24 protein-coding genes and 4 pseudogenes are annotated in these 21,753 nt (G+C 66.0%); 12 read left to right on the forward strand and 16 right to left on the reverse strand.

Features of this window, described 5'->3' with window-relative positions:
* Positions 1 to 329: 329 nt before the first annotated feature.
* The 8 genes from ACSJDS_RS18660 to ACSJDS_RS18695 all read right to left on the reverse strand — a co-directional run bounded on the left by ACSJDS_RS18660 (position 330) and on the right by ACSJDS_RS18695 (position 4,760).
* Entirely contained in the window at positions 330 to 686 is a 357-nt protein-coding gene (locus tag ACSJDS_RS18660) for a hypothetical protein (RefSeq protein WP_473034544.1), read from the reverse strand.
* Positions 679 to 1,284, reverse strand: a complete 606-nt coding sequence (locus ACSJDS_RS18665) for a hypothetical protein (RefSeq protein WP_473034545.1) — start codon at positions 1,282 to 1,284, stop codon at positions 679 to 681. Before ACSJDS_RS18665 ends, ACSJDS_RS18660 begins: the two co-directional genes overlap by 8 nt.
* Before the next feature lie 64 nt (positions 1,285 to 1,348).
* On the reverse strand, positions 1,349 to 1,678 hold the full coding sequence (locus tag ACSJDS_RS18670) for a hypothetical protein (protein WP_473034546.1): 330 nt from the start codon (positions 1,676 to 1,678) through the stop codon (positions 1,349 to 1,351).
* Positions 1,675 to 2,076 (reverse strand): curlin repeat-containing protein, encoded by a 402-nt coding sequence (locus ACSJDS_RS18675; protein WP_473034547.1) that lies wholly within the window; start codon positions 2,074 to 2,076, stop codon positions 1,675 to 1,677. The genes ACSJDS_RS18670 and ACSJDS_RS18675 overlap by 4 nt, the downstream gene beginning before the upstream one ends.
* Before the next feature lie 179 nt (positions 2,077 to 2,255).
* On the reverse strand, positions 2,256 to 2,486 hold the full coding sequence (locus tag ACSJDS_RS18680) for a hypothetical protein (RefSeq protein ID WP_473034548.1): 231 nt from the start codon (positions 2,484 to 2,486) through the stop codon (positions 2,256 to 2,258).
* Entirely contained in the window at positions 2,483 to 3,394 is a 912-nt protein-coding gene (locus tag ACSJDS_RS18685; protein WP_473034549.1) for a CsgG/HfaB family protein, read from the reverse strand. Before ACSJDS_RS18685 ends, ACSJDS_RS18680 begins: the two co-directional genes overlap by 4 nt.
* Before the next feature lie 95 nt (positions 3,395 to 3,489).
* The gene (locus tag ACSJDS_RS18690; protein ID WP_473034550.1) at positions 3,490 to 3,999 is read right to left on the reverse strand and encodes a curli assembly protein CsgF; all 510 of its coding nucleotides are present in this window, start codon (positions 3,997 to 3,999) and stop codon (positions 3,490 to 3,492) included.
* 284 nt (positions 4,000 to 4,283) lie between these two features.
* A complete protein-coding gene (locus tag ACSJDS_RS18695) occupies positions 4,284 to 4,760 on the reverse strand; it encodes a cupin domain-containing protein (protein WP_473034551.1) in 477 nt (158 codons plus the stop codon).
* A gap of 278 nt (positions 4,761 to 5,038) precedes the next feature.
* Between ACSJDS_RS18695 and ACSJDS_RS18700 the strand changes: the two are divergent.
* The 4 genes and pseudogenes from ACSJDS_RS18700 to ACSJDS_RS18715 form a co-directional block, all read left to right on the forward strand.
* Positions 5,039 to 5,233, forward strand: a pseudogene (locus ACSJDS_RS18700) (RNA polymerase sigma factor); the annotation flags it as partial.
* A gap of 26 nt (positions 5,234 to 5,259) precedes the next feature.
* Positions 5,260 to 5,679, forward strand: a complete 420-nt coding sequence (locus ACSJDS_RS18705; RefSeq protein ID WP_473035075.1) for a sigma factor-like helix-turn-helix DNA-binding protein — start codon at positions 5,260 to 5,262, stop codon at positions 5,677 to 5,679.
* On the forward strand, positions 5,676 to 5,951 hold the full coding sequence (locus ACSJDS_RS18710; RefSeq protein ID WP_473034553.1) for an anti-sigma factor family protein: 276 nt from the start codon (positions 5,676 to 5,678) through the stop codon (positions 5,949 to 5,951). The genes ACSJDS_RS18705 and ACSJDS_RS18710 overlap by 4 nt, the downstream gene beginning before the upstream one ends.
* Positions 5,952 to 5,963: 12 nt before the next feature.
* Positions 5,964 to 7,193, forward strand: coding sequence for a MerC family mercury resistance protein (locus ACSJDS_RS18715; protein WP_473034554.1), 1,230 nt, complete (start codon positions 5,964 to 5,966; stop codon positions 7,191 to 7,193).
* Between the two features lie 68 nt (positions 7,194 to 7,261).
* Here the strand turns inward: ACSJDS_RS18715 and adhP are convergent, their stop codons facing one another.
* Both adhP and exaC read right to left on the reverse strand, forming a co-directional pair.
* Positions 7,262 to 8,290, reverse strand: coding sequence for an alcohol dehydrogenase AdhP (gene adhP / locus ACSJDS_RS18720; RefSeq protein WP_473034555.1), 1,029 nt, complete (start codon positions 8,288 to 8,290; stop codon positions 7,262 to 7,264).
* A 107-nt stretch (positions 8,291 to 8,397) separates the two neighbouring features.
* Positions 8,398 to 9,919, reverse strand: a pseudogene (gene exaC / locus ACSJDS_RS18725) (acetaldehyde dehydrogenase ExaC).
* A 118-nt stretch (positions 9,920 to 10,037) separates the two neighbouring features.
* Between exaC and ACSJDS_RS18730 the strand changes: the two are divergent.
* Positions 10,038 to 10,724 carry a response regulator gene (locus ACSJDS_RS18730; protein ID WP_473034556.1) on the forward strand — a complete coding sequence of 229 codons (687 nt, stop codon included), beginning with the start codon at positions 10,038 to 10,040 and terminating at the stop codon, positions 10,722 to 10,724.
* Between the two features lie 196 nt (positions 10,725 to 10,920).
* Here ACSJDS_RS18730 and ACSJDS_RS18735 read toward each other — a convergent pair whose 3' ends face one another.
* The 5 genes from ACSJDS_RS18735 to ACSJDS_RS18755 all read right to left on the reverse strand — a co-directional run bounded on the left by ACSJDS_RS18735 (position 10,921) and on the right by ACSJDS_RS18755 (position 17,248).
* Positions 10,921 to 12,330 carry an ATP-binding response regulator gene (locus ACSJDS_RS18735; RefSeq protein ID WP_473034557.1) on the reverse strand — a complete coding sequence of 470 codons (1,410 nt, stop codon included), beginning with the start codon at positions 12,328 to 12,330 and terminating at the stop codon, positions 10,921 to 10,923.
* A complete protein-coding gene (gene nosP, locus ACSJDS_RS18740) occupies positions 12,269 to 13,456 on the reverse strand; it encodes a nitric oxide-sensing protein NosP (protein WP_473034558.1) in 1,188 nt (395 codons plus the stop codon). Before nosP ends, ACSJDS_RS18735 begins: the two co-directional genes overlap by 62 nt.
* Before the next feature lie 97 nt (positions 13,457 to 13,553).
* Positions 13,554 to 15,722: an ATP-binding protein gene (locus ACSJDS_RS18745; RefSeq protein ID WP_473034559.1), complete on the reverse strand. Its 2,169-nt coding sequence runs from the start codon at positions 15,720 to 15,722 to the stop codon at positions 13,554 to 13,556.
* 59 nt (positions 15,723 to 15,781) lie between these two features.
* Entirely contained in the window at positions 15,782 to 16,273 is a 492-nt protein-coding gene (locus ACSJDS_RS18750) for a putative pterin-binding protein (protein ID WP_473034560.1), read from the reverse strand.
* A 144-nt stretch (positions 16,274 to 16,417) separates the two neighbouring features.
* Entirely contained in the window at positions 16,418 to 17,248 is an 831-nt protein-coding gene (locus ACSJDS_RS18755) for a DUF2189 domain-containing protein (RefSeq protein ID WP_473034561.1), read from the reverse strand.
* Between the two features lie 354 nt (positions 17,249 to 17,602).
* Here ACSJDS_RS18755 and ACSJDS_RS18760 point away from each other — a divergent pair, with 354 nt between their 5' ends.
* The 7 genes and pseudogenes from ACSJDS_RS18760 to soxZ all read left to right on the forward strand — a co-directional run bounded on the left by ACSJDS_RS18760 (position 17,603) and on the right by soxZ (position 21,237).
* A complete protein-coding gene (locus ACSJDS_RS18760; RefSeq protein ID WP_473034562.1) occupies positions 17,603 to 17,938 on the forward strand; it encodes a c-type cytochrome in 336 nt (111 codons plus the stop codon).
* 11 nt (positions 17,939 to 17,949) lie between these two features.
* Positions 17,950 to 18,156 carry a hypothetical protein gene (locus tag ACSJDS_RS18765; RefSeq protein WP_473034563.1) on the forward strand — a complete coding sequence of 69 codons (207 nt, stop codon included), beginning with the start codon at positions 17,950 to 17,952 and terminating at the stop codon, positions 18,154 to 18,156.
* Positions 18,153 to 18,883 (forward strand): annotated as a pseudogene (locus tag ACSJDS_RS18770) (hypothetical protein). The gene ACSJDS_RS18765 and the pseudogene ACSJDS_RS18770 overlap by 4 nt, the downstream one beginning before the upstream one ends.
* Before the next feature lie 71 nt (positions 18,884 to 18,954).
* Positions 18,955 to 19,262: pseudogene (locus ACSJDS_RS18775) on the forward strand (FCSD flavin-binding domain-containing protein).
* 105 nt (positions 19,263 to 19,367) lie between these two features.
* Positions 19,368 to 20,393, forward strand: coding sequence for a YeeE/YedE family protein (locus ACSJDS_RS18780; RefSeq protein WP_473034564.1), 1,026 nt, complete (start codon positions 19,368 to 19,370; stop codon positions 20,391 to 20,393).
* Positions 20,390 to 20,935 (forward strand): thiosulfate oxidation carrier protein SoxY, encoded by a 546-nt coding sequence (locus ACSJDS_RS18785; protein ID WP_473034565.1) that lies wholly within the window; start codon positions 20,390 to 20,392, stop codon positions 20,933 to 20,935. Before ACSJDS_RS18780 ends, ACSJDS_RS18785 begins: the two co-directional genes overlap by 4 nt.
* Positions 20,932 to 21,237, forward strand: coding sequence for a thiosulfate oxidation carrier complex protein SoxZ (soxZ, locus tag ACSJDS_RS18790; protein ID WP_473034566.1), 306 nt, complete (start codon positions 20,932 to 20,934; stop codon positions 21,235 to 21,237). Before ACSJDS_RS18785 ends, soxZ begins: the two co-directional genes overlap by 4 nt.
* 83 nt (positions 21,238 to 21,320) lie before the next feature.
* Here soxZ and ACSJDS_RS18795 read toward each other — a convergent pair whose 3' ends face one another.
* A complete protein-coding gene (locus tag ACSJDS_RS18795; RefSeq protein ID WP_473034567.1) occupies positions 21,321 to 21,749 on the reverse strand; it encodes a universal stress protein in 429 nt (142 codons plus the stop codon).
* Between the last annotated feature and the right edge of the window lie 4 nt (positions 21,750 to 21,753).

A 21,753-nucleotide genomic window follows, 5' to 3' on the forward strand; every position in this document is an offset into this window, starting at 1 on the left:
TCCCAAGGAGGCTCGAACAAGAACCGGTGAGGATCACCCACGGTTTCGGCGGCCTCGGTCGCCGGCTCCGTCAAGTGTCCCTCTTTGTGCAGCTTCCTAGAGATAGCATCCGGTTGATGGGCAGAGGCTGGCGCCTGCTGCGGCCGAAGCCGCTCGGAATCAGCGCCCAGGTTGCCCGGCCCCGCATCGAGATCGTGCCCTAAGGTAGCGTTTTCACCGGCGAAGAGCGTAACAGTCAGCGACAGCCACGTGGCGATGCCGACCCACCCCCACAGCCAAACACGCTTCATGGAAGACCCTCTGCTTGCCCGACAAGCTTGCCGGTCGTGTTACATCACGCGCAGACTGACAACGCTTCCCTTGCCCTGGGTACGGGAGCGCGAAACATTGCCGTTCTTGCGCACCTCTACCTGAAGATAGCCCTGTTCGCTGGCCTGTTGTAGCCGGCAGGAGAGCGCACTGCCGTGCAGACGGCGCTCCAGCGGTACGGTGCCGCCAAGCACAACCGTCTCTTCTCTGCCATCATCGAGGATCACGACGCACTCGCCGCTAAAGCGGGTCCGCTCATCGCCGCTGATGGTGAGATGAATGTTGCCCTGCGCATCCGCGACAGCAGGCCCCGCCGTCATGGCACAGAGACCAGCCAACACCGCGATCCGGGTGAACCCTTGCTTGGCGTCACTCATGGTGCGGCACTCTGGGTAAGGCGAGCCGATTGCCCCCCGTTTGAGTCACGTTGAGATCAGGCAGATTATCGCCATTCTGCGTCCAGTCCAGGCTGTTGCCTCCATTCAGCTGCGTCACGGTCATCCGGTTACCTTCGCCGTTCTGGTGCAGTTTGGCCGTGTTGTCATCACCATACTGCGTCAGCGTCATCTGATTTTCCATGCCCTGCTGACTGGCATACACAAGGTTGTTGATGCCCTGCTGATCAATAAAGATGCCGTTATCCTGGCCGTCTTGTAAGGCACCTTCCCCTGACTCCCCGCGAACGATGTTCAGGCTCCCTGCTTGGCGAAATCTGGCACTATTTCCATAATTTCTCTGAAGCAATTTCAGTTCATTTCCTATGCCCTCCTGCCCCACTTCCGCACGACTTCCCTCACCGGATTGAACAACTTTGCTAACATGATAACTTCCTTGCTGATCAATCGTGGCCGAGGCGTTGCGAGAACTGGCTTGCTCGATGTAGGCTAGATTGTTATTTGACCAAGCCTCCGAAGAGAAAAGCAGAGCCATTAACAGTCCAGAAACCACTAAACCAAAGCTTAACAGTCTATTCATACCCCCTCCCACCTGAACAGTGAAAAAAGGGCGCGGGGATGCTCACCCCGCACCCTAAACCGGTTCAGTTCTGGGTAATAGCGGCATTTGCATTCATGGCGCCATTTTGATTTATATCAGCAACATCTCCATTCCCGCCTTGAAAAACAGTCGCAACAGAGTCCTCTGCACCGAACTGGTTCACAGTGGCATCGTTACTGTTGCCAAACTGCTCGACCAGTGCATCGTTATTCTGTGCCGCACCATCCTGACGCACGTCAACCCAGTTATTATTTCCCCATTGATCCGTCCGTGCAAAATTCTCATCGCCACTGACATTTACAAAGGAGTAATTTCCGTTTCCATCTTGCCTCTGCTGAGTTTCATTACCCACAGCACCACCACTGGATGTCACATTAGCAGTGGCTTCGTTATCGTTTCCAATCTGCGTTTGATAGGAAACATTATTTGTTGAACCAGTAGGCGGCGATGCTGGCTGACGAATGGTTGCCAGGTTGCGGCTTCCCGTCTGGTCCTGCTGCGCATAGTTATTTTGGCTCCCACCATCAACTTGCTCGATGAAAGCTTCGTTAGCATTACCCCCTGCTGACTCTGCACGGCCTCGTTATCAGACGAGTCAGTCTGATCAATGTCCGCCATATTATTGACACCACCGGTCTGGTTTTGCGTGGCCAAGCTATTCGTCGAGCCAGATTGGTCGGTGATTGCTGTATTAGTTGCAAGTGCTGAACCGGCAGCCAAGCAGAAAGCTGCTGCGACGCTTGCGGCAATTAGGGTCTTGTCAAGTTTCATGGTACACCTCATTATTGCAGTGTCCCTATGGGACGTGGGTTTGGTTACGGCCCTATGCCGCAACCAGCTTGGGCGTGGCGGCAGTTCACCCTGCCAAGGTTGTCGTCACGCCCAATTCTTTGATTTGGCGCCCATTGGGGGGGGCATCACTGCCAAGCGACCCACCGGCACCAACCATGTCAAAATGCCTCCCCGGCAACGCCTGGGATAGCGGGCTTCGGCGTGAAGCTCGCGCTGGAGCGCTCCATGGGTGCATCCGGTTCACTATTCCGGCCGGCACGATCGCCCCTCTCCGCTTCGGGAATCTCCGCCATCTCGATATCCATCGAGATATCCGATTCCACCGCCCTGCCCTGCACCGGCTCCCCATGACCGCCGACCGCTGCGAGCCGCTCAGCCTGCTGGGTCATTGGCGTTGTTGGTGGTTGCCGCCCGGATGTCGCCATGCCAGCGGATTGAGCATCACGCACGGCCGGCCCTGAGGATTCCGCCGATTGACGGCTTTCTTTTCATCCAGGCCGCGATAGGCCGAGAGTGCCCTCGCCCCTTCTTCCGGGTTGGCAAACTCCCAAAGGCCTCGCTCTGCCCCCTCCATGACCATGGCGTGCACCGCCTGCTCCACAGCTTCACGCAGCGCTACCAACCGAGGCTCATTGCGCGTGAAGCCGGCTTCCAGCTCGAGGATTTCGTCGGCATCAACGAAGCGGAAGACATCCCCCTGCACCTGGACCGAATAGATACGCTTGGACGCAACCACGCTGGTCCACACTTCACCGGTTTGGGTACTGATAGCGCGCAGGAAGACAGTGACCACATCCTCGCGGTACTGCGAACTGGCCCCGATGCCCAGGAAGCGCGCCCCGGCTCCACCGGTCAGAGTATTGGTGTCGTAGCCAATAATACCGCCCTCAAAGATTACCCCGGCATACAGCAGAGGAGCAGGTGGTGGAAGACGATTACCATTGGCATCGACATAGTTCTGGCGCTGGTCGCGAATAATCTGGCGCTCGGTCAACACGCTGTTGAGCCGGTTACGTTCGAGCACCTTGAACCACTGTCCACGACCAGCGTCCTGCAGAGCGCGAATCAGCACGGCCGCCCCACCTTGCGTGACGGCTTTTGAGTAGTGCGGCTGACCGCCCTGAGTCTCACGATGCTGCCCGGTCATATCGGGAAAGTCATACACCGCAGCAACGATCGGCTGAGGCGGAAGCGGAAGTGACGCAAGGTCTGGGGTAGTTTGCGTATCTGAATCGTAGGGTTGGGCATTCGGTGTAGCACACCCCGCAACCGCCAGACCAAGAAATAAGGTCAGCACGGCCCCCGACCGTAAACGAGATCGTAACATAGCTCCACCCTGTTCCCTTGAATTTATATAATAAAAAAACTACCGATATTGGCATTTATTATATTCTACTCGACTTGCAGCGTCGGAACGGTCACTTCGGTCTGGCTGCCATCCGAAGTATTCTCGATCACCAGGTGCACGCCTTCCAGCCCACGGTTAAAGCTAATAACCTGGTCACCAAACACAATCCTTCCCGATTCGGCGGCATCCTCACCAAAAATAGCTTCGTTAACCTGATTTGCAAGACTGCTCAGCATTCGACTCTGCAGTTGGCGAACAAACTGGTCTGCCGGAGTGTTTCTAAATCCCGATGCCCTTGAAGAAGATCCGTCGTCCTTATATTGATTCTGCCTATCAGCAAGCCCAAGAAGATGTGCTGAATTGAATGGATTCCCACCAAAAGAGGGATTATTGGGCTGATACACCAGATCGCCACTTACTGCTGACGCTCCTGATAAAAACAGTATCACTGAACCAGCAATGGCAAAAATTCTGCCAGCCCTTTTCTCACCTCCTTTTCTCATAAATCCTCCCAAGCAACCAGCCAATTTCATGCCAAAACTAATATCTTCCATGTAACTGAATGCAGCATAGCCGATTACAAAAAACAAACAATACCAGATGCCTAGAAAGTGCAGTACTAGTTTTCTAATATTAAAAAATTAGCTGCATCTAGCGCTTCATCCAAGACACGCGGCAGCGAGGGTTAATTTAAATTTTTCTTAACTAGACTACGCTATCGCTGGGAGAGCATAGTCGCCCAGGCGCGCCGCTCGGCAACGGCAAGTGATGCCATGGGCGAGTCGTAAGTGCCGCACTTCACGCCGAAGCGCGGCATTGAAACGACTCTCGGCAAGCTTCAGCCGCGCGGGTCGTCGGCCGGGTCGAGGTACTCGATGCCCCAGGGGCCGGTGCCGTGGAGCTGGATGATGGTCTCGCCCTCGGCGTAGCCGAACATGGGATCGCCCGGCGCCATGATGGCGAAGCCACCCACCGGCAGGGTCTTGGTGGCATCGGGGTCGAAGGTCTCGCCGTGGGCGAAGTGCAGAGTGCCCTGGAGCACCGTGACCCGCTCGTAGGCCGGGTGGACATGGGGCTTGATCTCGTAGCCATCCGCTAGGCGCAGGCGGAAGGTGAAGGGGGCCTCCTCGCTGAGATCCCCCTCGATGATGGCGATCTCCGCCCCTTCGCCCATGGAGCCCACCGGCCCCCAGGTGAGATCGTCGGGGGTACCCAGCAGGTGGCCGTCGCCGTGATAGGGCGAGGCCTGCAGGCCGGCGGCGGCCATGGCCAGGGTCAGGGCGGCACCGGTCAGGATGGCGGTCTGAGTCTTCATGGTGTTGGCTCCTCTTGGTCGTCAGGGTCGTGACGCGGCATCGAGGCCGCTCGACCCCAAGGACGCAGCCCCCTCGCCCAGGGTTCCCGACCCGCCACAGGACGGCCCCCGTCGCCGGGAACCCCTGGTGAGACCGGCGCGTCCCTGCCGATAACGGCCTTGCCCCGATCCCGGGGGCGATCCATGCTCAGAGGTGGCCCATGTCTCTTGCCAGCCCGTCCACCAGCGCCCCGACCGCGCGCCCGCAGCGCCGGTGTCGGAGCGAATCGGGGGCCACCATGAAGTTCCACGATAGCGCCCAGCGGCGACAGTGGTTCGAGCAGCGTCTGGAGCCCCTGCTGGACCGGCTCTACGGCAACGCCCTGCGCCTGACCCGCGACCCGGACGACGCCGAGGACATCGTCGCCGAGGCGGTAAGCAAGGCCTGGGCCCGACTCGACGAGCTGCGAGACCCCCGGCGATTCGAGGGCTGGCTGTTCCATATCTCACCAACGCCTTCATCAGCGAGTGGCGCCGGCGCCAGAGCCGCCCCAAGCCGGCCGCCGGCGGCGAACCGCCCTCGCCGGACGACCTCGACATCACCCGTTTCACCCTCTTCCAGCAGCTGCATCAGCCCTTCCTGCTCTGGTGGGGTAGCCTGGAAGAGCAGTTCTTCAACGGGCTTCTCCATGAAGACCTGCAGCGTGCCCTGGACAGCCTTCCCGACCCCTTCCGGCTGGCGATTGTGCTGGTGGAGGTGCAGGGCTATACGTATCTCGAGGCATCGCAACTGCTGGGGATCCCGCTGGGCACCGTGCGCTCCCGACTGAGCCGGGCACGCGGGATCCTGCAGAAACAGCTCTGGGAGCAGGCCAGGGAGGCTGGGGTCATCGGTGGCGAACGCCCGGGACCACCAGGACAGGGAGGGTCACCGTCATGAGCGAGCGTGAGCTGAGCTGTGAAGAGGTCATCGAACGCCTCTTCGACTATCTTGACCAGGAGATGGCATCGCAGCAGGCGGCCGACATCGAGCGGCACCTGCACCGCTGTCATGACTGCTTCACGCGCGCCGAATTCGAAAAACGACTACGGGCCAGGGTGGAGGCCGCCGGAACCGCCAGCGCCCCCCCGCGACTACAGCGGCGCATCCGGCATCTACTCGACCGCTACCCCGACCCGCCCGGCGGCGAGGGCCCACCCGGCGACCCGTGAGGAGCAATGCTCATGGTGGCCATACTCGGATACTCCCGGCAGCAGATCGCCGCCGCCGTTCAGGAGATGTACACGGCCGTGGCCGAGACCCCGGACGGCCCTTTCCACTTTCCGGTGGGGCGCGCTGCCTGCCGGCGGCTCGGCTATCCCGATTCGCTCACCGCCGCAATGCCCGACGCCCTGCAGGCCTCCTTCGCCGGGGTCGGCTACCCCTTTCGCGCCGAGGCCGTTCGTCCCGGCGACCGGGTGCTGGACATCGGTGCCGGCGCCGGCAACGACAGCCTGATCGCCAGCCGACTCGCCGGCCCCGAGGGGCGGGTGATCGCCCTGGACCTGACGGCCGCCATGACCCGCAAGCTCAAGCGCACGGCGGACCAGGCGGGAGACAGCCAGCTGGCGGTCATCCAGGCCTCGGCGGAGGCGCTGCCGCTGGCCGATGCCAGCGTCGACGCCATCACCAGCAACGGCGCGCTCAACCTGGTGCCGGACAAGCGCCGCGCGGTGACCGAGATGTTCCGCGTGCTCAAGCCCCACGGCCGCGTGCAGCTGGCCGACGTGGTGATTCACCGGCCGGTGTCGGTGGACTGCCACGAGGACCCGCGTCTGTGGGTGGAGTGCGTGGTGGGCGCCACGGTCAAGGAGGAGCTGCTGGCGCTGTTCGCCGAAGCCGGCTTCGAGGAGATCGAGGTGGTGGCCAGTCACGACTACTTCGAGCTGAGCCCCAGCCAGCAGACCCGCGAGGTGGCGGAAAGCTTCGGCGCCCACTCCATCGAGGTGGGCATGCGGCGCGGTGAGGCGTCGCCTTCGGCCTTCCAGCGGTGGCGGCGCCGGCTCGAACCACGACGCGCCTGGCGCCGCCTCCAGCGCCGCGGCATGCTGGGGGTGGCGGCGCTGGTCATGGCGCTCGTCAGCTGCTATGGCACCCTGGCGCTGGTCGGCCTGCTGCCGCTGCTGGGCCTGGGACTGACGCTCAATGAGGGGGTCTGGGCCGCCGCCATTGCGCTGTTCGTGCTGCTGACGCTGCTGACCCTGGCCGCCGGCTTTCACTACCACCGCGCCATCGGCCCCACGCTGCTGGCGACAGCGGGCAGCGGCACCATTCTCTATGCGCTGTTCATCGACTATCACGCCCTGGTGGAGCTGGTCGGCTTCGCGCTGCTGGCCGCCGCCGCGCTCTGGGACCTGCGTCGACGACGCCAGATGGAAGCCGAGGTGCTGGGCCTGGAGAGCCACCGAGGATGAGCCCACGCCGTTAGGCGAGGCAGAAAAGGGGGCGCCGAAGCGCCCCCGACGCCGCCATACCGACGTTGTCAATCGGCCATGTCGAGCACGATGCGCCCCTCGATCTTGCCATCGATCATGCGCTGGAAGACGTCGTTGATGTTCTCCAGCTTGTCGGTGGCGACGGTGGCCTTCACCTTGCCCTCGCCGGCGAAATCCAGCGCCTCCTGCAGGTCCTGGCGCGTGCCGACGATGGAGCCGCGCACGGTGATGCCGTTGAGCACGGTATCGAAGATCGGCAGCGGGAAGTCCCCCGGTGGCAAGCCGTTGAGCACCAGGGTGCCGCCGCGACGCAGCATGCGCTGCCCCTGATCGAACGCCTTGGGCGACACCGCGGTGACCAGCGCCCCATGGGCGCCACCGATCTCGCGCTTCAGGTAGTCGGTGGGATCGGTCTTCATGGCGTTGACGGTGACCGTGGCGCCCAGGCGTTCCGCTAGCGTCAGCTTGCCATCGTCAATATCCACCGCGGCCACGTTGAGGCCCATGGCACGCGCATACTGCACGGCCATGTGGCCGAGCCCGCCGATACCCGAGATCACCACCCACTGCCCCGGGCGAGTGTCGGTCATCTTGAGTCCCTTGTAGACGGTCACGCCGGCACACAGTACCGGGGCGATCTCCAGGAAATCGACGTTATCGGGCAGTCGGCCCACGAAGCCGGCATCCGCCAGGGTGTAGTCGGCGAAGCCCCCGTTCACCGAATAGCCGGTATTCTGCTGCGACTCGCACAGCGTCTCCCAGCCACCCAAGCAGTGCTCGCAGTGGCCGCAGGCCGAATAGAGCCAGGGCACGCCGACACGATCGCCCTCCTTGACGTGGCTGACGCCCTCGCCCACTGCCACGATATGGCCAACACCCTCATGGCCAGGAATGAACGGCGGGCTGGGCTTCACCGGCCAGTCGCCGTGGGCCGCGTGGAGATCGGTGTGGCAGACGCCGGAGGCAGCCACCTTGACCAGGATCTCCCCCTTTCGGGGGCGCGGCGTGTCTACCTCCTCAATAGCCAAGGGCTCACCGAACTTGCGTACCACGGCAGCCTTCATCGTCTTGTCCATTGTTTGCACTCCTGCTGATGATCGGTTCATGAGTCCCGGTCGGGCTCAAGGGTCGTCGCCCGGGGAAGCGAGGAAGTGCCGCCCGGCGGTCCCGGGCGGCAGGGAGCTCAGAAGAACCCCAGCGGGTTGGTGTCGTAGCTCACCAGCAGGTTTTTGGTCTGCTGGTAGTGCGCGAGCGCCACCTTGTGGGTCTCGCGGCCGACGCCGGACTTCTCTGTAGCCGCCGAAGGCGGCGTGGGCCGGGTACTGGTGATAGCAGTTGGTCCAGACGCGGCCAGCCTGGATACCGCGGCCCATGCGGAAGGCGACGTTGATGTCGCGGCTCCACACCCCGGCGCCCAGCCCGAACTCGGTGTCGTTGGCAATCGCCAGTGCCTCGGCCTCGTCCTTGAAGGTGGTCACGGCCACCACCGGCCCGAAGATCTCCTCCTGGAACACGCGCATCTTGTTGTGGCCCTTGAGCAGGGTCGGCTCGATGTAGTAGCCGCTGGCATAGGCCGGGTCGACGCTCGCCTTGTCACCACCGGTGAGGAACTCGGCGCCCTCTTCACGGGCGACCTCCATGTAGGAGAGGATCTTGTCGAACTGCTCCTGGGACGCCTGGGCCCCCACCTGGACCTCGGTGTCCAGCGGATTTCCACGGGTGATCTTGCCCACCTTCTCCATGACCTTGGCCATGAAGGCGTCGTACATGGACTCCTGGATCAGCGCCCGGGACGGGCAGGTGCAGACCTCGCCCTGGTTGAAGAAGGCCAGCACCAGGCCCTCGGCCGCCTTGTCGATGAACTCCGGCTCGGCATCCATGATGTCGGCGAAGTAGATGTTGGGGGACTTTCCGCCCAGCTCCACGGTGGAGGGAATGATGTTGTCGGCGGCGCACTTGAGGATATGCGCGCCCACCGGGGTGGAGCCGGTGAAGGCGATCTTGGCGATGCGCTTGCTTGTGGCCAGCGCCTGGCCGGCCTCGGCGCCGTAGCCGTTGACCACGTTGACCACCCCCGGCGGCAGCAGGTCGCCGACCAGCTTCATGAGCTCGAGAATCGAGGCCGGGGTCTGCTCGGCGGGCTTAAGCACCACGCAGTTGCCGGCGGCCAGCGCCGGGGCCAGCTTCCAGGTGGCCATCAGCAGCGGGAAGTTCCAGGGGATGATTTGGCCGACCACGCCCAGCGGCTCATGGAAATGGTAGGCCACGGTGTTGGCGTCGATATCGGCGGCGGTGCCCTCCTGGGCGCGGATACAGCCGGCGAAGTAGCGGAAGTGGTCCACGGCGAGCGGCAGGTCGGCATTCAGCGTCTCGCGCACCGCCTTGCCGTTGTCCCAGGTCTCGGCCACGGCCAGCATCTCCAGGTTCTGCTCGATGCGATCGGCGATCTTAAGCAGGATGTTGGAGCGCTCGGCGGCGGAGGTCTTGCCCCAGGCCGGGGCGGCGGCATGGGCCGCGTCCAGGGCCAGCTCGATATCCTCGGCGGTGGAGCGCGGGATCTGGCAGAACCCTTCACCGTTGACCGGACTGACGTTGTCGAAGTACTGCCCCTGCACCGGCGGGACGAACTCACCGCCGATGTAGTTGCCGTAGCGCGCCTCGAAGGCGATGAGAGAACCGGACTGGCCAGGATTGGCGTAGATCATGGCGTGACTCCTGTGTCTTGTCGTTGTTCGGGTGACAAGGCACAGTCTTGGTCAATCCGGCGAAGTGCGACATACTCCCGTGGCAGGAGACCCCCTCCTTCCTTGGTAGGAGAGCCCCATGTATACCCTGATGGTCGCCGACGACCATCCGCTGTTCCGTGACGCCATCGGCGCGGTGATCGCCAACGGGCTGCCGGGCTGTCGGCTGCTGGAAGCCGACAGCCTGGCCCGCGCCCTGCAGCAGGCCGAGCCCCTCGAGGAGCTCGACCTGCTGCTGCTCGACCTTGGCCTGCCCGACGCCGAGGGCCTAGCCGGGCTGGCCCAGCTGCGCGAGGCGCTGCCGCGGCTGCCGGTGGCGATCCTCTCCGCCGAGCAGGACCGCCGCATCGTTCTCGAGGCCATCGACATGGGCGCGGTGGGCTACATCCCCAAGTCGACCCCGCGGGACGACCTGCTGGCGGCGCTGAACCGCATCCTCGAAGGACAGGTCTACCTGCCGCCCGACATCATGCGCCGCCCGCCCGCGGCGGCCACGCCCGCCGATGCCGCGTCGGGTGCACCGCCGGCCGACGACGCCCGCTTCGCCCGGCTCACCGACAAGCAGCTCGAGGTGCTGATCCACATGACCCGTGGCGAATCCAACAAGTGGATCGCCTGGGAGCTCGACATCGCCGAGACCACGGTCAAGACCCACGTCTCGGCGATCCTGCGCAAGCTCGGCGTGACCAGCCGGGTCCAGGCGATTCTCGCCGCCGGCAGCGTCGATGTGGAGGGGCTGCTAGCCCAGCGACGCCAGCCGCTTTAGTTGGGTTCATCACAGACTGGCGTGAACTTGCCCTGTGGGAGGGACGGTTCGACGCCTCGACTTCAGCTCGCGAAGTAGCGCGCAGCGCTACCCATGGGCGCCTGCGGCGCCTTCGTCGAAGCGTCGAACCGCCGGCAGAGCCGGCCTCCCACCATAAAACCTGCGAAACATGTTCACGCGAAAGTGCGAAGAGCCTTTAGTCGGCGCCGTCGCCGGCTTCCAGCAGCGTCGTCAGCAGCATTCGCAGCCGCAGCGGCTTCAAGGGCTTGAGCAGGCAGTCGTGGCCCGCACGCCGGGCGCGCGCCTTGAGGCCGGCGTCGTGGTTGGCGGTAATCACCACCACCGGCAGCCCGGGGTAGCGGCGACGCAGCTCGGCCGCCACCGCCAGGCCGTCCGGCCCGCCCTCCTCCAGGTGATAGTCCACCAGCAGCACGTCCGCTGGCCGGCCGTCGAGCGCCGACTCCAGCTTGTCCAGCGAGGCCGCGGTGAGCACCCGACAGCCCCAGCCGCCCAGCAGCGCCCGCATGCCCTCGCGAATCGCCGCGTCGTTGTCGATCACCCAGACACTGGCACCCGCCAGCCGCTGCTGGCCCTCCCCGGACTCTCCCACGGCGCGCCCCCGTCCCGCAGCAGCGGGCAGGTGCGCATAGGGCACTCGCACCGAGAACAGCGCCCCCTGGCCGGGGCGGGAATCCAGCCGCAGCGGGTGGCCCAGCATGCCGCAGATGCGATCGACGATGGCAAGCCCCAGCCCCAGTCCCCGGTCGCGATCATGGGGCCCGCTGCCGCCGCGGCGAAACTCCTGGAAGATCGCCTCGCGCTGGCTCTCGGGAATGCCGGGGCCGGTATCGCCCACCAGGATCTCCAGGCCCTCGGGACGGCGCCGACAGCCCAGCAGCACGCGCCCGCGCTCGGTATAGCGCAGCGCGTTGCTGAGGAAGTTGCGCACCACCCGGGCCAGCAGGGCCAGGTCGGAAGCGACCACCGCGCCGCTCGGCACATAGTCGAGCCGAAGCCCCCGGGCGGCGGCCAGCTGGCGATGCTCCTCGGCCAGCACGTCGAGCAGCTCACCCACGCGGAAGGGGGCGATGTCCGGCTTGAGCACGCCGGCATCCAGGCGGGAGATGTCCACCAGGGTGCCGAGCAGGGATTCGACATCCTTGAGCGAGCGGCCGATATGCCCCACCAGCCGCTGCGACGGCTCGGGCAGGGGATGCTCCTCCAGGGCGCTGGCGAACAGCCGGGCGGCGTTGAGCGGCTGCAGCAGGTCGTGGCTGACCGCAGCCAGGAACTTGGTCTTGGAGAGGTTCGCGGCTTCCGCCTCGGCCTTGGCATGATCCAGTTCGACGAGGGTATGCTGCAGGGTCTCGGTGCGCTCGCGGACCTGCTCGGCCAGCAGCACCGAGTGCTCGAAGGCGGCATAGGGGGCGCTGCCGGCGACGCCGCCGGCCTCGACCCGCTCGATCAGCGCCGCGCAGATCCGCCGCAGCCGAGCGTTCTCCTCCTGCAGCGCGCGCTCCCGCTCGCTGGCCGCGGCGACCGGCTCAGGGGAGCGGCCGAGATCCAATGGCGACCCCGGTGAAGGTCTGGTTGACGTGCATGCCATGGTGCTGCTCCCCGTAGGTGTTGAAGCCGACCACCCGCTCGCGCCCCAGCAGGCCGGATGCCGCCGTCACCTGGCCCAGCGCCTCCAGCTCCAGACGCCGCAGGAAGCAGTCGCAGCCGATGATCAGCGCCGGTTCGCCGAGACGCTCATGCAGGCCCTCGAACACCGCCTGGAGGTCATCGAGCAGCGGGGTGGGCTGCATGGCGGTGAGCACGATGCCATTCTCCACCGCGCAGTAGAAGCTCAAGCTGCCATCGGCGTTGGCACGCTGGATGGAACGCACGTAGTGCCGCTCGCCGATCCGCACCGCCAGCGGGTGGCGGGCGAACACCGCGGGCGCCAGGTCGGCCACCGCCACCCCCACCAGGCGAGCATACTCCTCGGCGGCAGGCGCGGCATTGAGTTCCAGCACCCGACGGCGCTCACGGTCGGCGGCGGTCACCACCAGCTTCTCCCGCCGCGGGCGCAGGTGGTGAGTGGTGAAGACCTCGAAGGGCAGGCGGGTATGGATCATCACCACCACCGCCGCCTCGCTGTGAAAGCGCCCGGCGCTGTAGACATGGGTATGGGCCAGGCGGTTGTCGTCCCCGGCGGAGCCGCCGAAGCTGGGAATGCGGCCCAGGGCGGTATCCAGGGTCGCCAGCACCTGCTCTTCGCTGCTGGAGAGGCCGTCGAGCAGGGTCAGGGCGAAATGGCGCCCACCCTCCAGCGCCGGCGACACCCGCCGGCAGGCGTCGAGCAGCTCGCCGGTCAGCCGCTGGGCCTGAAGCAGGTCGAAGCCCTCCAGGTCGGCGATCAGCGCATGGGCCACGGCGAAGGCGCGGCGGTCGAAGCCGATGGCCACGATGCAGCCGCGGCAGTAGCCGGCCGGGGTGATCTCGCCGGCGGTGGTACAGCCGGACACCGGCACATCCGCGAAGACCGACTGCAGGGCCGCCCCCAGCGTGGCCAGCGGGTATTCGGCGCTGCAGAAGAACAGCACGAAGCCGAGCTCGGGATGATGGAGCGACTCGGCCAGCTCGCGGGCGGCGTCAGCGGGGCTGCGCTGGCGGCTGCAGGCGGTACGCAGCGGCGGCGCTTCGAGCCGCCCCGGCGGGCGGCTGGTCAGGAATTCCGGGTCAGGCATGGCGGCACTCGCGGGCTGGCGGTAGCGCCAGTGTAGGCCGCCGCTGCCCGGGGCCACAATGCCCTCGCTCCCCCGGAAACCGCCGCCGGCCGAGCGCTCAGCGACGCGCGGTCCAGGCCGCCACCGCCTCGAGGGTCTCCTCCTCGCAGCCACGCAGCGCGTCCAGCAGGTCCCTGACCCAATCGTCGCCTTGGCCGGATGCCGCCGCCTCCAGCCGGGCCGCCAGGTCGGCCATTCGGACCGCCCCGAGGCTGGCGGATTCGCCCTTGAGCTGATGGGCCAGCCGCCTCAGCGCCTCCGCGTCCGGGCTCTCCACCGCCCGCTCCAGCTCGTCGAGCCGCTCGGCCAGCTGACGCCGATAGAGCGCCGTCAGCGCCTCCAGCCCTGGCTTGCCAATGCTCTGCTCGAGCTCGCCCAGCGCTGCCTCATCGAGCAGGCCATCGCCATCGCACCCACCGGCAGTTGGCTCGGCCTGGCCCGGCGGCGACTGGGGCAGCACCCGCCGCAGGCAGCTGGCCAGCGCCTCCCGGCTCAGCGGCTTGGTCAGGTAGTCACTCATGCCGGCCTCCAGGCAGCGCGCCTGCTCGGCCCCCGGCCCACCGGCGGTCATCGCCACCACCGGCACCGTGGCCCGCCAGCCCTCGCCTTCACGCAGCCGTCGCACCGTTTCCAGCCCGTCCATGTCGGGCATCTGCACGTCCATGAAGATGGCGTCATAGGCCTTCTCCGCAACGGCCACCAGGGCGCGCTGCCCGCTATCGACCAGCTGCACCCGACACCCCAGGCGTTCGAGCATCGCCGAGGCCACCTGCTGGTTGACGGGATTGTCTTCCACCACCAGCACGCTGGCACCGGGCGCCGGCGGCGGGGCAGCCGGCAGCGTCGCCTCATCCTCCGAGGCGGCATCGACCGGCTCCAGCGGCAGTTCGACCCAGAAACGACAGCCCTCACCGGGAACGCTGTCGACGCCGATCTCGCCGCCCATGGCGTCGGTGAGCCGCCGGCAGATGGCCAACCCCAGCCCGGTGCCGCCGTAGCGCCTGGCGGTGGAGGCGTCGCCCTGGCGGAACGGTTCGAAGAGCCGCTCCTGCTGGTCAGCGGGAATCCCTGGGCCGGTATCCGTCACGGCCAGGCGTAATCGCCTCGCCGCGCTCACGCCGGCCTCGATGCGCACCTCGCCGCGCTCGGTGAACTTGATGGCGTTGGCAAGCAGATTGAGCAGCACCTGGCGCAGTCGGGCCGGATCGCCCATCACCCTGGCCGGAAGCTCGGGCGACAGCCGGACTTCCAGGGCCAGGCCCTTGGCATCGGCGCGCGGGCGAAAGAGCTGACAGGCGTCCTCGATCAGCGCCGCCAGGCGGATGGGGCGCCGCTCCAGCTCGAGCCGCCCCGACTCGATCTTGGAGAAATCCAGGATATCGTTGATTAGCTCCAGAAGGCGCCCGGCGCTGGCGTGCAGGGTGCGGGCATAGTCCCGGGAGCGCTGATCCAGCGGCTGATCCATGAGCAGGTCGCTCATGCCGATGACGCCGTTGAGCGGCGTGCGAATCTCGTGGCTCACGGTGGCCAGGAACTCGGACTTGGACTGGCTGGCCGACTCGGCGCGCCGGGCCGTGGTCTGCAGCTCCCGGCTGAGGCTCTCCAGCGAGCGCCGGGCCGCCGCATTGTCCCGGGCCTCTCGCACCAGGAACACCACCACCAACAGCCCCGACAGACTCATGGCCAACAGCAGCGCCAGCAGCAGCGCATAGAGCGACTGCAGCACCTCCCGCTCGCGGGTCGTCAGCTCGGCGAGATTACCATTGATGGCGATGACCAGCCGCTCGGTGAGCTGGCCCAGGCGTTCCAGGCGCCGGTCGAGAGCGAAGCGCTCGCTCTCCCCCAGCTCTTCGAGCGCCTGGAGCTTGGTATCCAGGGCGTCGAACTGCTTAACCAGCTCGGGCAGCTGCCGAGTCCCAGTGTCGATCTTGGCCAGCAGCTCGGCGATATCACCTCGCTCCAACAGATTGAGGCGGCTGTAGGTCAGCTCGAAGCGAAGCCGCAGCCCCGAGAGGGAGAGAACGCTCTCATCGGCCAGCGCCAGATCGCTGCGCAGCTGGATAATATCGCGGTCAAGCTTGTAGGCATGCCAGGCGGCATCGCCCCCCACACTTTGATAAACGCTCTCCTGACGCCAGGCTACCAGCCCCACCACCACCAGGGCCGCGGTGAAGAACAGCAGGGCGGCAATGGCGCCCAGCTTCAACCGGAGCGGATAGTGCAGCACATCGGGCCTCCAGTAAGGTGCATCAGGCTGGACGCTGGTCGAATGGACAGGGCAATGACTCAGGGCACATGGATGCGATTCGCATGCCATACCGACCGAAAGCGGACGGTCTCGTTGAGCAGCTCCGGGTGGTCATCGAAGGGGTAGAGCACGAACACCGGCCCGAAGTCGCGCACGGCGATGGGTTCACCGTCACGCTTGATGGCGAGGATGACATCGTAGTCGCGGAAATCCGAGACGGGGATCTCCGCCTCGAAGTCGTTGAGGGCGCGCACCTGTACCCGCTCGCCCCGGGCCCCGGCGGCATCGAGCACCGCCCGCGCCAGGGGGCCTTCGAAACGCCCCGCGCCTTCCGTCCAGGGGGTGTGGGTCTCGACGACCGTGGTGGGGAGGGTCATCATCATGGCGCGGTCCAGGTGCAGCTCATCGCCCACGTTGGGGTGGGCCAGGTCACCGCTGATGCGCAGGATCACCTCGCCCTTGGGCGGCGGCAGATGCCCGGCCTGCGCCTTGAGGGGAAAATAGCCCAGCAGCAGCAACCACAGAATCAACGCAAGGGGGAATCGCCTGTCTCGAAGCATCACGGCCATCCGGAAAGTCACGGGAACAGCCGTCAAGGTTACGCGATCAGACGCGCGAGGTCAGGCGTCAAAAAGACGCAAGGGAGGCAAAGCCCCCCTTGCATTACAGGGGAATCAAGCGCTGTGCGTGTCGCCGCCTTCCGGCGCGATCGGTTCGCAGCGCACCAGCTCCTCGTAGGCGTGCCAGCTGGCGTGGCCCAGCACCGGCAGGATCAACGCCAGGCCGATGTAGAAGGTCAGGATGCCGACCAGCACGCAGCCGGTGAGAATGACCGCCCACAGCAGCATGGGACGGAAGTTGCGGGCCACCGAGCGCACGCTGGCCTCGATGCCCTCCATGAAGGTCAGGTCCTGGTCCATCAGGGTCGGGATCGCCACCACGCTGATGGCAAAGGCGCCGAAGGCGAGCACCGCGCCCACCGCCGTGCCCACCGCGATCATGCCCAGCCCCTGGGGAGTGGTCAGCAGCGAGGCATAGAGGGCGGAGGGTCCGGGCGCCTCGAAGCCGTAGAACAGCGCGAACAGCAGGGTCGCCAGGCGAATCCAGGCGAGAAAGAAGATCATCAGCATCACGCCCATCATCGCCAGCTGCCCAGCATGCGGCCGCCAGGCGCTGAAGGCATCGCCCAGGTGGGGCGCCCGCCCCGCCTCCAGCGCACGGCTGATGCCGTAGGAGCCCACGGTGACCAGCGGCCCGATGAACATGAAGCCGGCCGCCATGGGCAGCAGCCAGTGCCAAAGCCCCAGCATGATGGCGCCCACGGTGACGGCGATGCTCAGCCCCACCCAGAACATGCCATAGGCCAGACTGACCACCGTGGCCTGTCGAAAGTCCTCCAGACCGGCCGCCAGCCAGGCCCGGGGCCTGTCCATACCGATCGGATTGATGGTGATCTTCACCGTGGGGACCGATGACTGGCCGGTAGATTTGGTGGTTGCATTCATCTTGTTACCCCGTCTAGTCGCCGTGGGAGGGACAAAGGTGAGCGACATTCCGGCTAGGCTCTCGTCTGAAAACTGGCTGCGCTCGCCGACTTTTCGAACAAGGCCTAAGCCCGGATGGCATCTTGTTGTGATGGTACACGATTAACAATGTAGTTGACCTGGCACAAGGTTGCCGGCCGGGCCTATCAACGCTAGCGCGCCCGATATAGACAAAAGTGCATAACGGATTAACCAGAGAGGTCATATTGGCATAACGGAATGCAAAAGCGTTCCTTCCGACCTCCGCTCAGGCCCATTAGCATGCCAAGTCTATCCCTCCTTCCTAGGACACCCCCATCGCAAGGGAGCCTGATGATGAAACGGGTCTTTCACCGCCTCTCTGCAGGGCTACTGGGCGCCCTGCTGCTGACCGGCGTGGTGCCGGCGACGCTTGCCGACGATGGCTTTTCCGCCGCCCAGCTCGAGGTGATGGCCGGCGGCTGTGCCAGCTGTCACGGCACCGATGGCCGGCTCACCGGCAATGTGCCCGCCCTCGCCGGGCGCCCCGCCGAGCTGCTGGCCTCGCGCCTGCTCGCCTTCAAGCACGAGTCGGTGCCGGAAACCACCATCATGGACCGTATTGCCAAGGGCTTCAGCGACGAGGAACTCAGCGCCCTGGCCCAGCACTTCGCCGACATCGAACCGGAATAAGGGAGCCTGAGATGAGCCAGCAGCATAGCCGCACCGGCCTGAGCCGCCGCCAGTTGATCCAGGGCCTTGGGGCCGCTTCCCTGCTGCCCCTGGTGGGCGGGGTCGGCAGCTTCGCCATCGGTGGCCAGCACGCCGGCCGGGTGGTGGTGGTCGGCGGGGGTTCGGCGGTGCCACCGCCGCCAAATACCTCAAGCGCGCCAATCCCGCTGTCGAGGTGACCCTGGTCGAGCCCGCCGAGGTCTTCTACACCTGCCCGTTCAGCAACCTCTACCTGGGGGGGCTGCGCGGCCTGGACAAGATCTCCCACGGCTACGACGAGCTGCGCGACCGCTACGGCGTTCGGGTCGTGCACGCCATGGCCGAGGACGTGGATGCCGAGGCCCATCGCGTCACGCTCTCCAGCGGCGAGTCGCTGGCCTACGACCGCCTGGTGCTGTCGCCGGGGATCGATATCCGTTGGAACGCCCTGGAGGGCTACGACGAGACCGCCGCCGAGAAGGCTCCCCATGCCTGGAAGGCCGGCGCCCAGACCGAGCTGCTGCGCCGCCAGCTGGAAGCCATGGAGGATGGCGGCAGCGTGGTGATGGTGGCGCCCGAGAATCCCTTCCGCTGCCCCCGGGGCCCTATGAGCGCGCCAGCCTGATCGCCCACTACCTGGCGCAGCACAAGCCGAAATCCAAGGTGCTGATCCTCGACGCCAAGGACAACTTCTCCAAGCAGGGGCTGTTCACCGCCGGCTGGGAGCGTCTCTACGGCGATCGCATCGAGTGGGTGGGACTCTCCAACGACGGCCGGGTGACCCGCGTCGACGCCGACCGCCTGGAGGTGGAAACCGAGTTCGGCACGCGCCACCGGGCCGACGTGCTCAACGTCATCCCGCCCAGAAGGCGGGCTGGATCGCCGACCGCGCCGGGGTCACCGACGACTCCGGCTGGGTCCCGGTGAAGCCCGAGACCTTCGAGTCGCAGCGGGTCGAGGATATCTACGTGGTGGGGGATGCCACCGTGGCCGCGCCAATGCCCAAGTCCGGCTTCTGCGCCAACGGCCAGGCCAAGGTAGTAGCCGCCGCCATCGCCGCCTCGCTGGAGTCGCGCCCGGCGCCGGACGCCTACTGGACCAACACCTGCTACAGCCTGATCGGGCCGGAATACGGCATCTCGGTCGCCGGCGTCTATCGGGTGCAGGACGGCCATATCGCCGAGGTGGAAGGCGCCGGGGGCTGAGCCCGACCGACGCCCCGGACAGCATCCGGGCGCTGGAGGCGGAGTACGCCGTGGGCTGGTATAACGCCATCTGCCAGGACACCTGGGGCACCACGGCCTGAAGGTCTGCCCCATCCGGTATACTGCGCGGGCCATCTTCGGATGGCCCCGCTTGCGTTCATCTACCGCGTTGTTGCGCACCACCATCGTGATAGGAGCTCATCGCCATGAGCCATACCGAGCTGGTCGTCTGGTCGGGGCTGGCCATTGGGCTGCTGTTCGGCGCCACCGGCCAGGCCACCGGATTCTGCCTGACCCGCGGGCTGATCAACGCCTGGCGGGCCGCCGACAGTCGCAAGCTGCGCGCCTTCGCTCTGGCCATGGCCGTGGCGCTGCTGGGCAGCCAGGCGCTGGTGGCACTCGGCGTGCTCTCCCTGGGGAATGCCCTCTACCTGACGCCCTCCCCCTCGTGGCTGGCGGTGCCGCTGGGGGGCGCCCTGTTCGGCTACGGCATGGTGCTGGCCAACGGCTGCGGCGCCCGCTCGCTGGTGCTGCTGGCCGGCGGCAACCTGCGCAGCTTCGTGGTGCTGATGTGCCTGGGCCTGGCGGCCTACATGGCGCTCTCCGGGGTGCTGGCACCGCTGCGGCTATGGCTGGAAAGCGCCACCGCCCTGGCGCTGCCCGCCCGGGACCTGCCACGCCTGCTCGGCGTGCCCGGCTGGCTGCCGGCACTGGTGCTTGGCGGCGCCCTGGCCGGCTGGGCGCTGGCCGACCGCACCTTTCGCGCCTCGCCGCGGGACTGGCTGGGCGGCCTGATCATCGGGGCCCTGGTCCCCGCCGGCTGGTACGTCACCGGCGTGGTCGGCTTCGATGACTTCGAGCCGGTGCGCCTGGCCACCCTGACCTTCATCGCCCCCATCGGCGAATCGCTGCAGTACCTGATGCTGGCCACCGGCACCCGGCTCGGCTTCGGGGTCAGCGTGGTGGCCGGAGTGCTGGCCGGCGCCCTGGTCATGGCACTGGCGCGACGCGAGCTGCACCTGCAGGGCTTCGAAGGCCCCCGGCACATGCTGCGCAGCATGGCCGGCGGCACCTTGATGGGCATCGGCGGGGTGATGTCGCTGGGCTGCTCCATCGGCCAGGGGCTGTCGGGGTTCTCGACGCTGTCGCTGACCACCTTCGCCGCCCTGGCGGGCATCCTGGCCGGGGCACGGCTGGGAATTTCGGGCCCATTGGCAGTGTCCAAGCAATGATTCTCATCTGGAGGAAAGCATGCGTTCGATTCCCGTCTCCCCCTGACGCCCGGCGGCGTCGCCTGCTGCGCGGCCTGGCCGCGGCGACGCTGGGTGTCGCCCTGCTCGGCCTGAGCCTGCCGGCGCTGGCCGATGGCCCCTGGCAGCGGCTGGACGCCGCGCGCAGCGTGCTGGGCGATGCCAGCCCGCATACCGAGGGCCTCGTGCTCGACCTGCCCCATGTCTCGGAGGATGGCTCCGCCGTGGCGCTCACGGTGGGCTTCGCGGGGCAGCTCGCGGATGGCGACTATATCGAGCGTATCGACCTCTTCGCCAGCGATAACCCCTCGCCCGAGATCGCCACCTTCCATCTCACGCCCTTGAGCGGGAAGCCGGAGATCTCCACCCGGGTGCGGCTCAACGAAACCCAGCAGGTGATCGCCATCGCCACCAGTCGCCAGGGCGAGCAGTTCGCCGCCGCCCGGGAGGTACGAGTCACCGTCAGCGGCTGCCTGATGCGCGGCGACGATGAGACGCCGCCCCCCTGTCCAACCCGCGGGTGAGTCTGCCGTCGCAGTTCAGCAGCGGTGAAGCCGCCGAGGTGCGCACCCTGATCAGCCACCCCATGGAGACCGGGCTACGCGAGGGGCCCAACGGCGAAACGCTGCCGCGCCATATCGTCGAGCGCTTCAGCGTCAGCCTCAACGGCGAGACCGCTTTCGCCGCCGAGCTGCACCAGTCGATTTCCGCTAACCCCTACCTGCGCTTCCACCTGAGCCCAGAGGCCGAAGGCGAAGCGGTCATCGAGTGGCAGGACGACCGCGGCGAGAGCACCCGCGAAACCCGCGAGTTCAACGTGTCCTAGGCTTTTCCTGTCCCGTAACGCCGTGCGCCCCCGCCTGGAAAGGCAGGGGCGCATGGCGCTTCCTCTCGCGAGAGTGGGTCAAGCTAGCGCACGATCATCACCGATATCTTCGAATGGTGGACGACGTGCTCGGCATTGGGGCCGAGCACATAGTCGGCGAACTTGCGCTTGTTGTGGGAGGCCATCACGATCAGGTCGACCTCGAGCTTCTTGGCCGCCTTGATGATTGCCTCCCAGGGGGAGCCGTCGACGATCACTGTCTGGACCTGAATATCCTCCGGCACGTGTTCCTCGATGAACTTGTGCTGCGCCTCGGTGACCGCCTCATGCGCCTTGCTGGCGAAGTCCTTGGGAAAGTAGGAGCCCACCAGCGGCATGCGGTAGTCCGGCAACACCGTCACCACGTGCAGCGAGGCGCCGAAGGTGCGGCACAGGGTCACCGCGGTGGGCAGGGCTTTCTGCCAGGAGCTCTCCTCGTTGAGGTCCACCGGCAGCAGTATCTTGCTATACATGGCT

It is taken from the genome of Halomonas sp. SL18_1 (assembly GCF_055755715.1).

Bases quoted from the DNA above. Each gene is read 5' to 3' on its own strand.
- ACSJDS_RS18660 (WP_473034544.1), bottom strand. From the start codon at position 686: ATGAGTGACGCCAAGCAAGGGTTCACCCGGATCGCGGTGTTGGCTGGT.
- ACSJDS_RS18665 (WP_473034545.1), bottom strand. From the start codon at position 1,284: ATGAATAGACTGTTAAGCTTTGGTTTAGTGGTTTCTGGACTGTTAATG.
- ACSJDS_RS18675 (WP_473034547.1), bottom strand. From the start codon at position 2,076: ATGAAACTTGACAAGACCCTAATTGCCGCAAGCGTCGCAGCAGCTTTC.
- ACSJDS_RS18680 (WP_473034548.1), bottom strand. From the start codon at position 2,486: ATGACCCAGCAGGCTGAGCGGCTCGCAGCGGTCGGCGGTCATGGGGAG.
- ACSJDS_RS18690 (WP_473034550.1), bottom strand. From the start codon at position 3,999: ATGGAAGATATTAGTTTTGGCATGAAATTGGCTGGTTGCTTGGGAGGA.
- ACSJDS_RS18695 (WP_473034551.1), bottom strand. From the start codon at position 4,760: ATGAAGACTCAGACCGCCATCCTGACCGGTGCCGCCCTGACCCTGGCC.
- ACSJDS_RS18710 (WP_473034553.1), top strand. From the start codon at position 5,676: ATGAGCGAGCGTGAGCTGAGCTGTGAAGAGGTCATCGAACGCCTCTTC.
- ACSJDS_RS18715 (WP_473034554.1), top strand. From the start codon at position 5,964: ATGGTGGCCATACTCGGATACTCCCGGCAGCAGATCGCCGCCGCCGTT.
- adhP (WP_473034555.1), bottom strand. From the start codon at position 8,290: ATGGACAAGACGATGAAGGCTGCCGTGGTACGCAAGTTCGGTGAGCCC.
- ACSJDS_RS18730 (WP_473034556.1), top strand. From the start codon at position 10,038: ATGTATACCCTGATGGTCGCCGACGACCATCCGCTGTTCCGTGACGCC.
- ACSJDS_RS18735 (WP_473034557.1), bottom strand. From the start codon at position 12,330: ATGGCATGCACGTCAACCAGACCTTCACCGGGGTCGCCATTGGATCTC.
- nosP (WP_473034558.1), bottom strand. From the start codon at position 13,456: ATGCCTGACCCGGAATTCCTGACCAGCCGCCCGCCGGGGCGGCTCGAA.
- ACSJDS_RS18755 (WP_473034561.1), bottom strand. From the start codon at position 17,248: ATGAATGCAACCACCAAATCTACCGGCCAGTCATCGGTCCCCACGGTG.
- ACSJDS_RS18760 (WP_473034562.1), top strand. From the start codon at position 17,603: ATGAAACGGGTCTTTCACCGCCTCTCTGCAGGGCTACTGGGCGCCCTG.
- ACSJDS_RS18765 (WP_473034563.1), top strand. From the start codon at position 17,950: ATGAGCCAGCAGCATAGCCGCACCGGCCTGAGCCGCCGCCAGTTGATC.
- ACSJDS_RS18780 (WP_473034564.1), top strand. From the start codon at position 19,368: ATGAGCCATACCGAGCTGGTCGTCTGGTCGGGGCTGGCCATTGGGCTG.
- ACSJDS_RS18785 (WP_473034565.1), top strand. From the start codon at position 20,390: ATGATTCTCATCTGGAGGAAAGCATGCGTTCGATTCCCGTCTCCCCCT.
- ACSJDS_RS18795 (WP_473034567.1), bottom strand. From the start codon at position 21,749: ATGTATAGCAAGATACTGCTGCCGGTGGACCTCAACGAGGAGAGCTCC.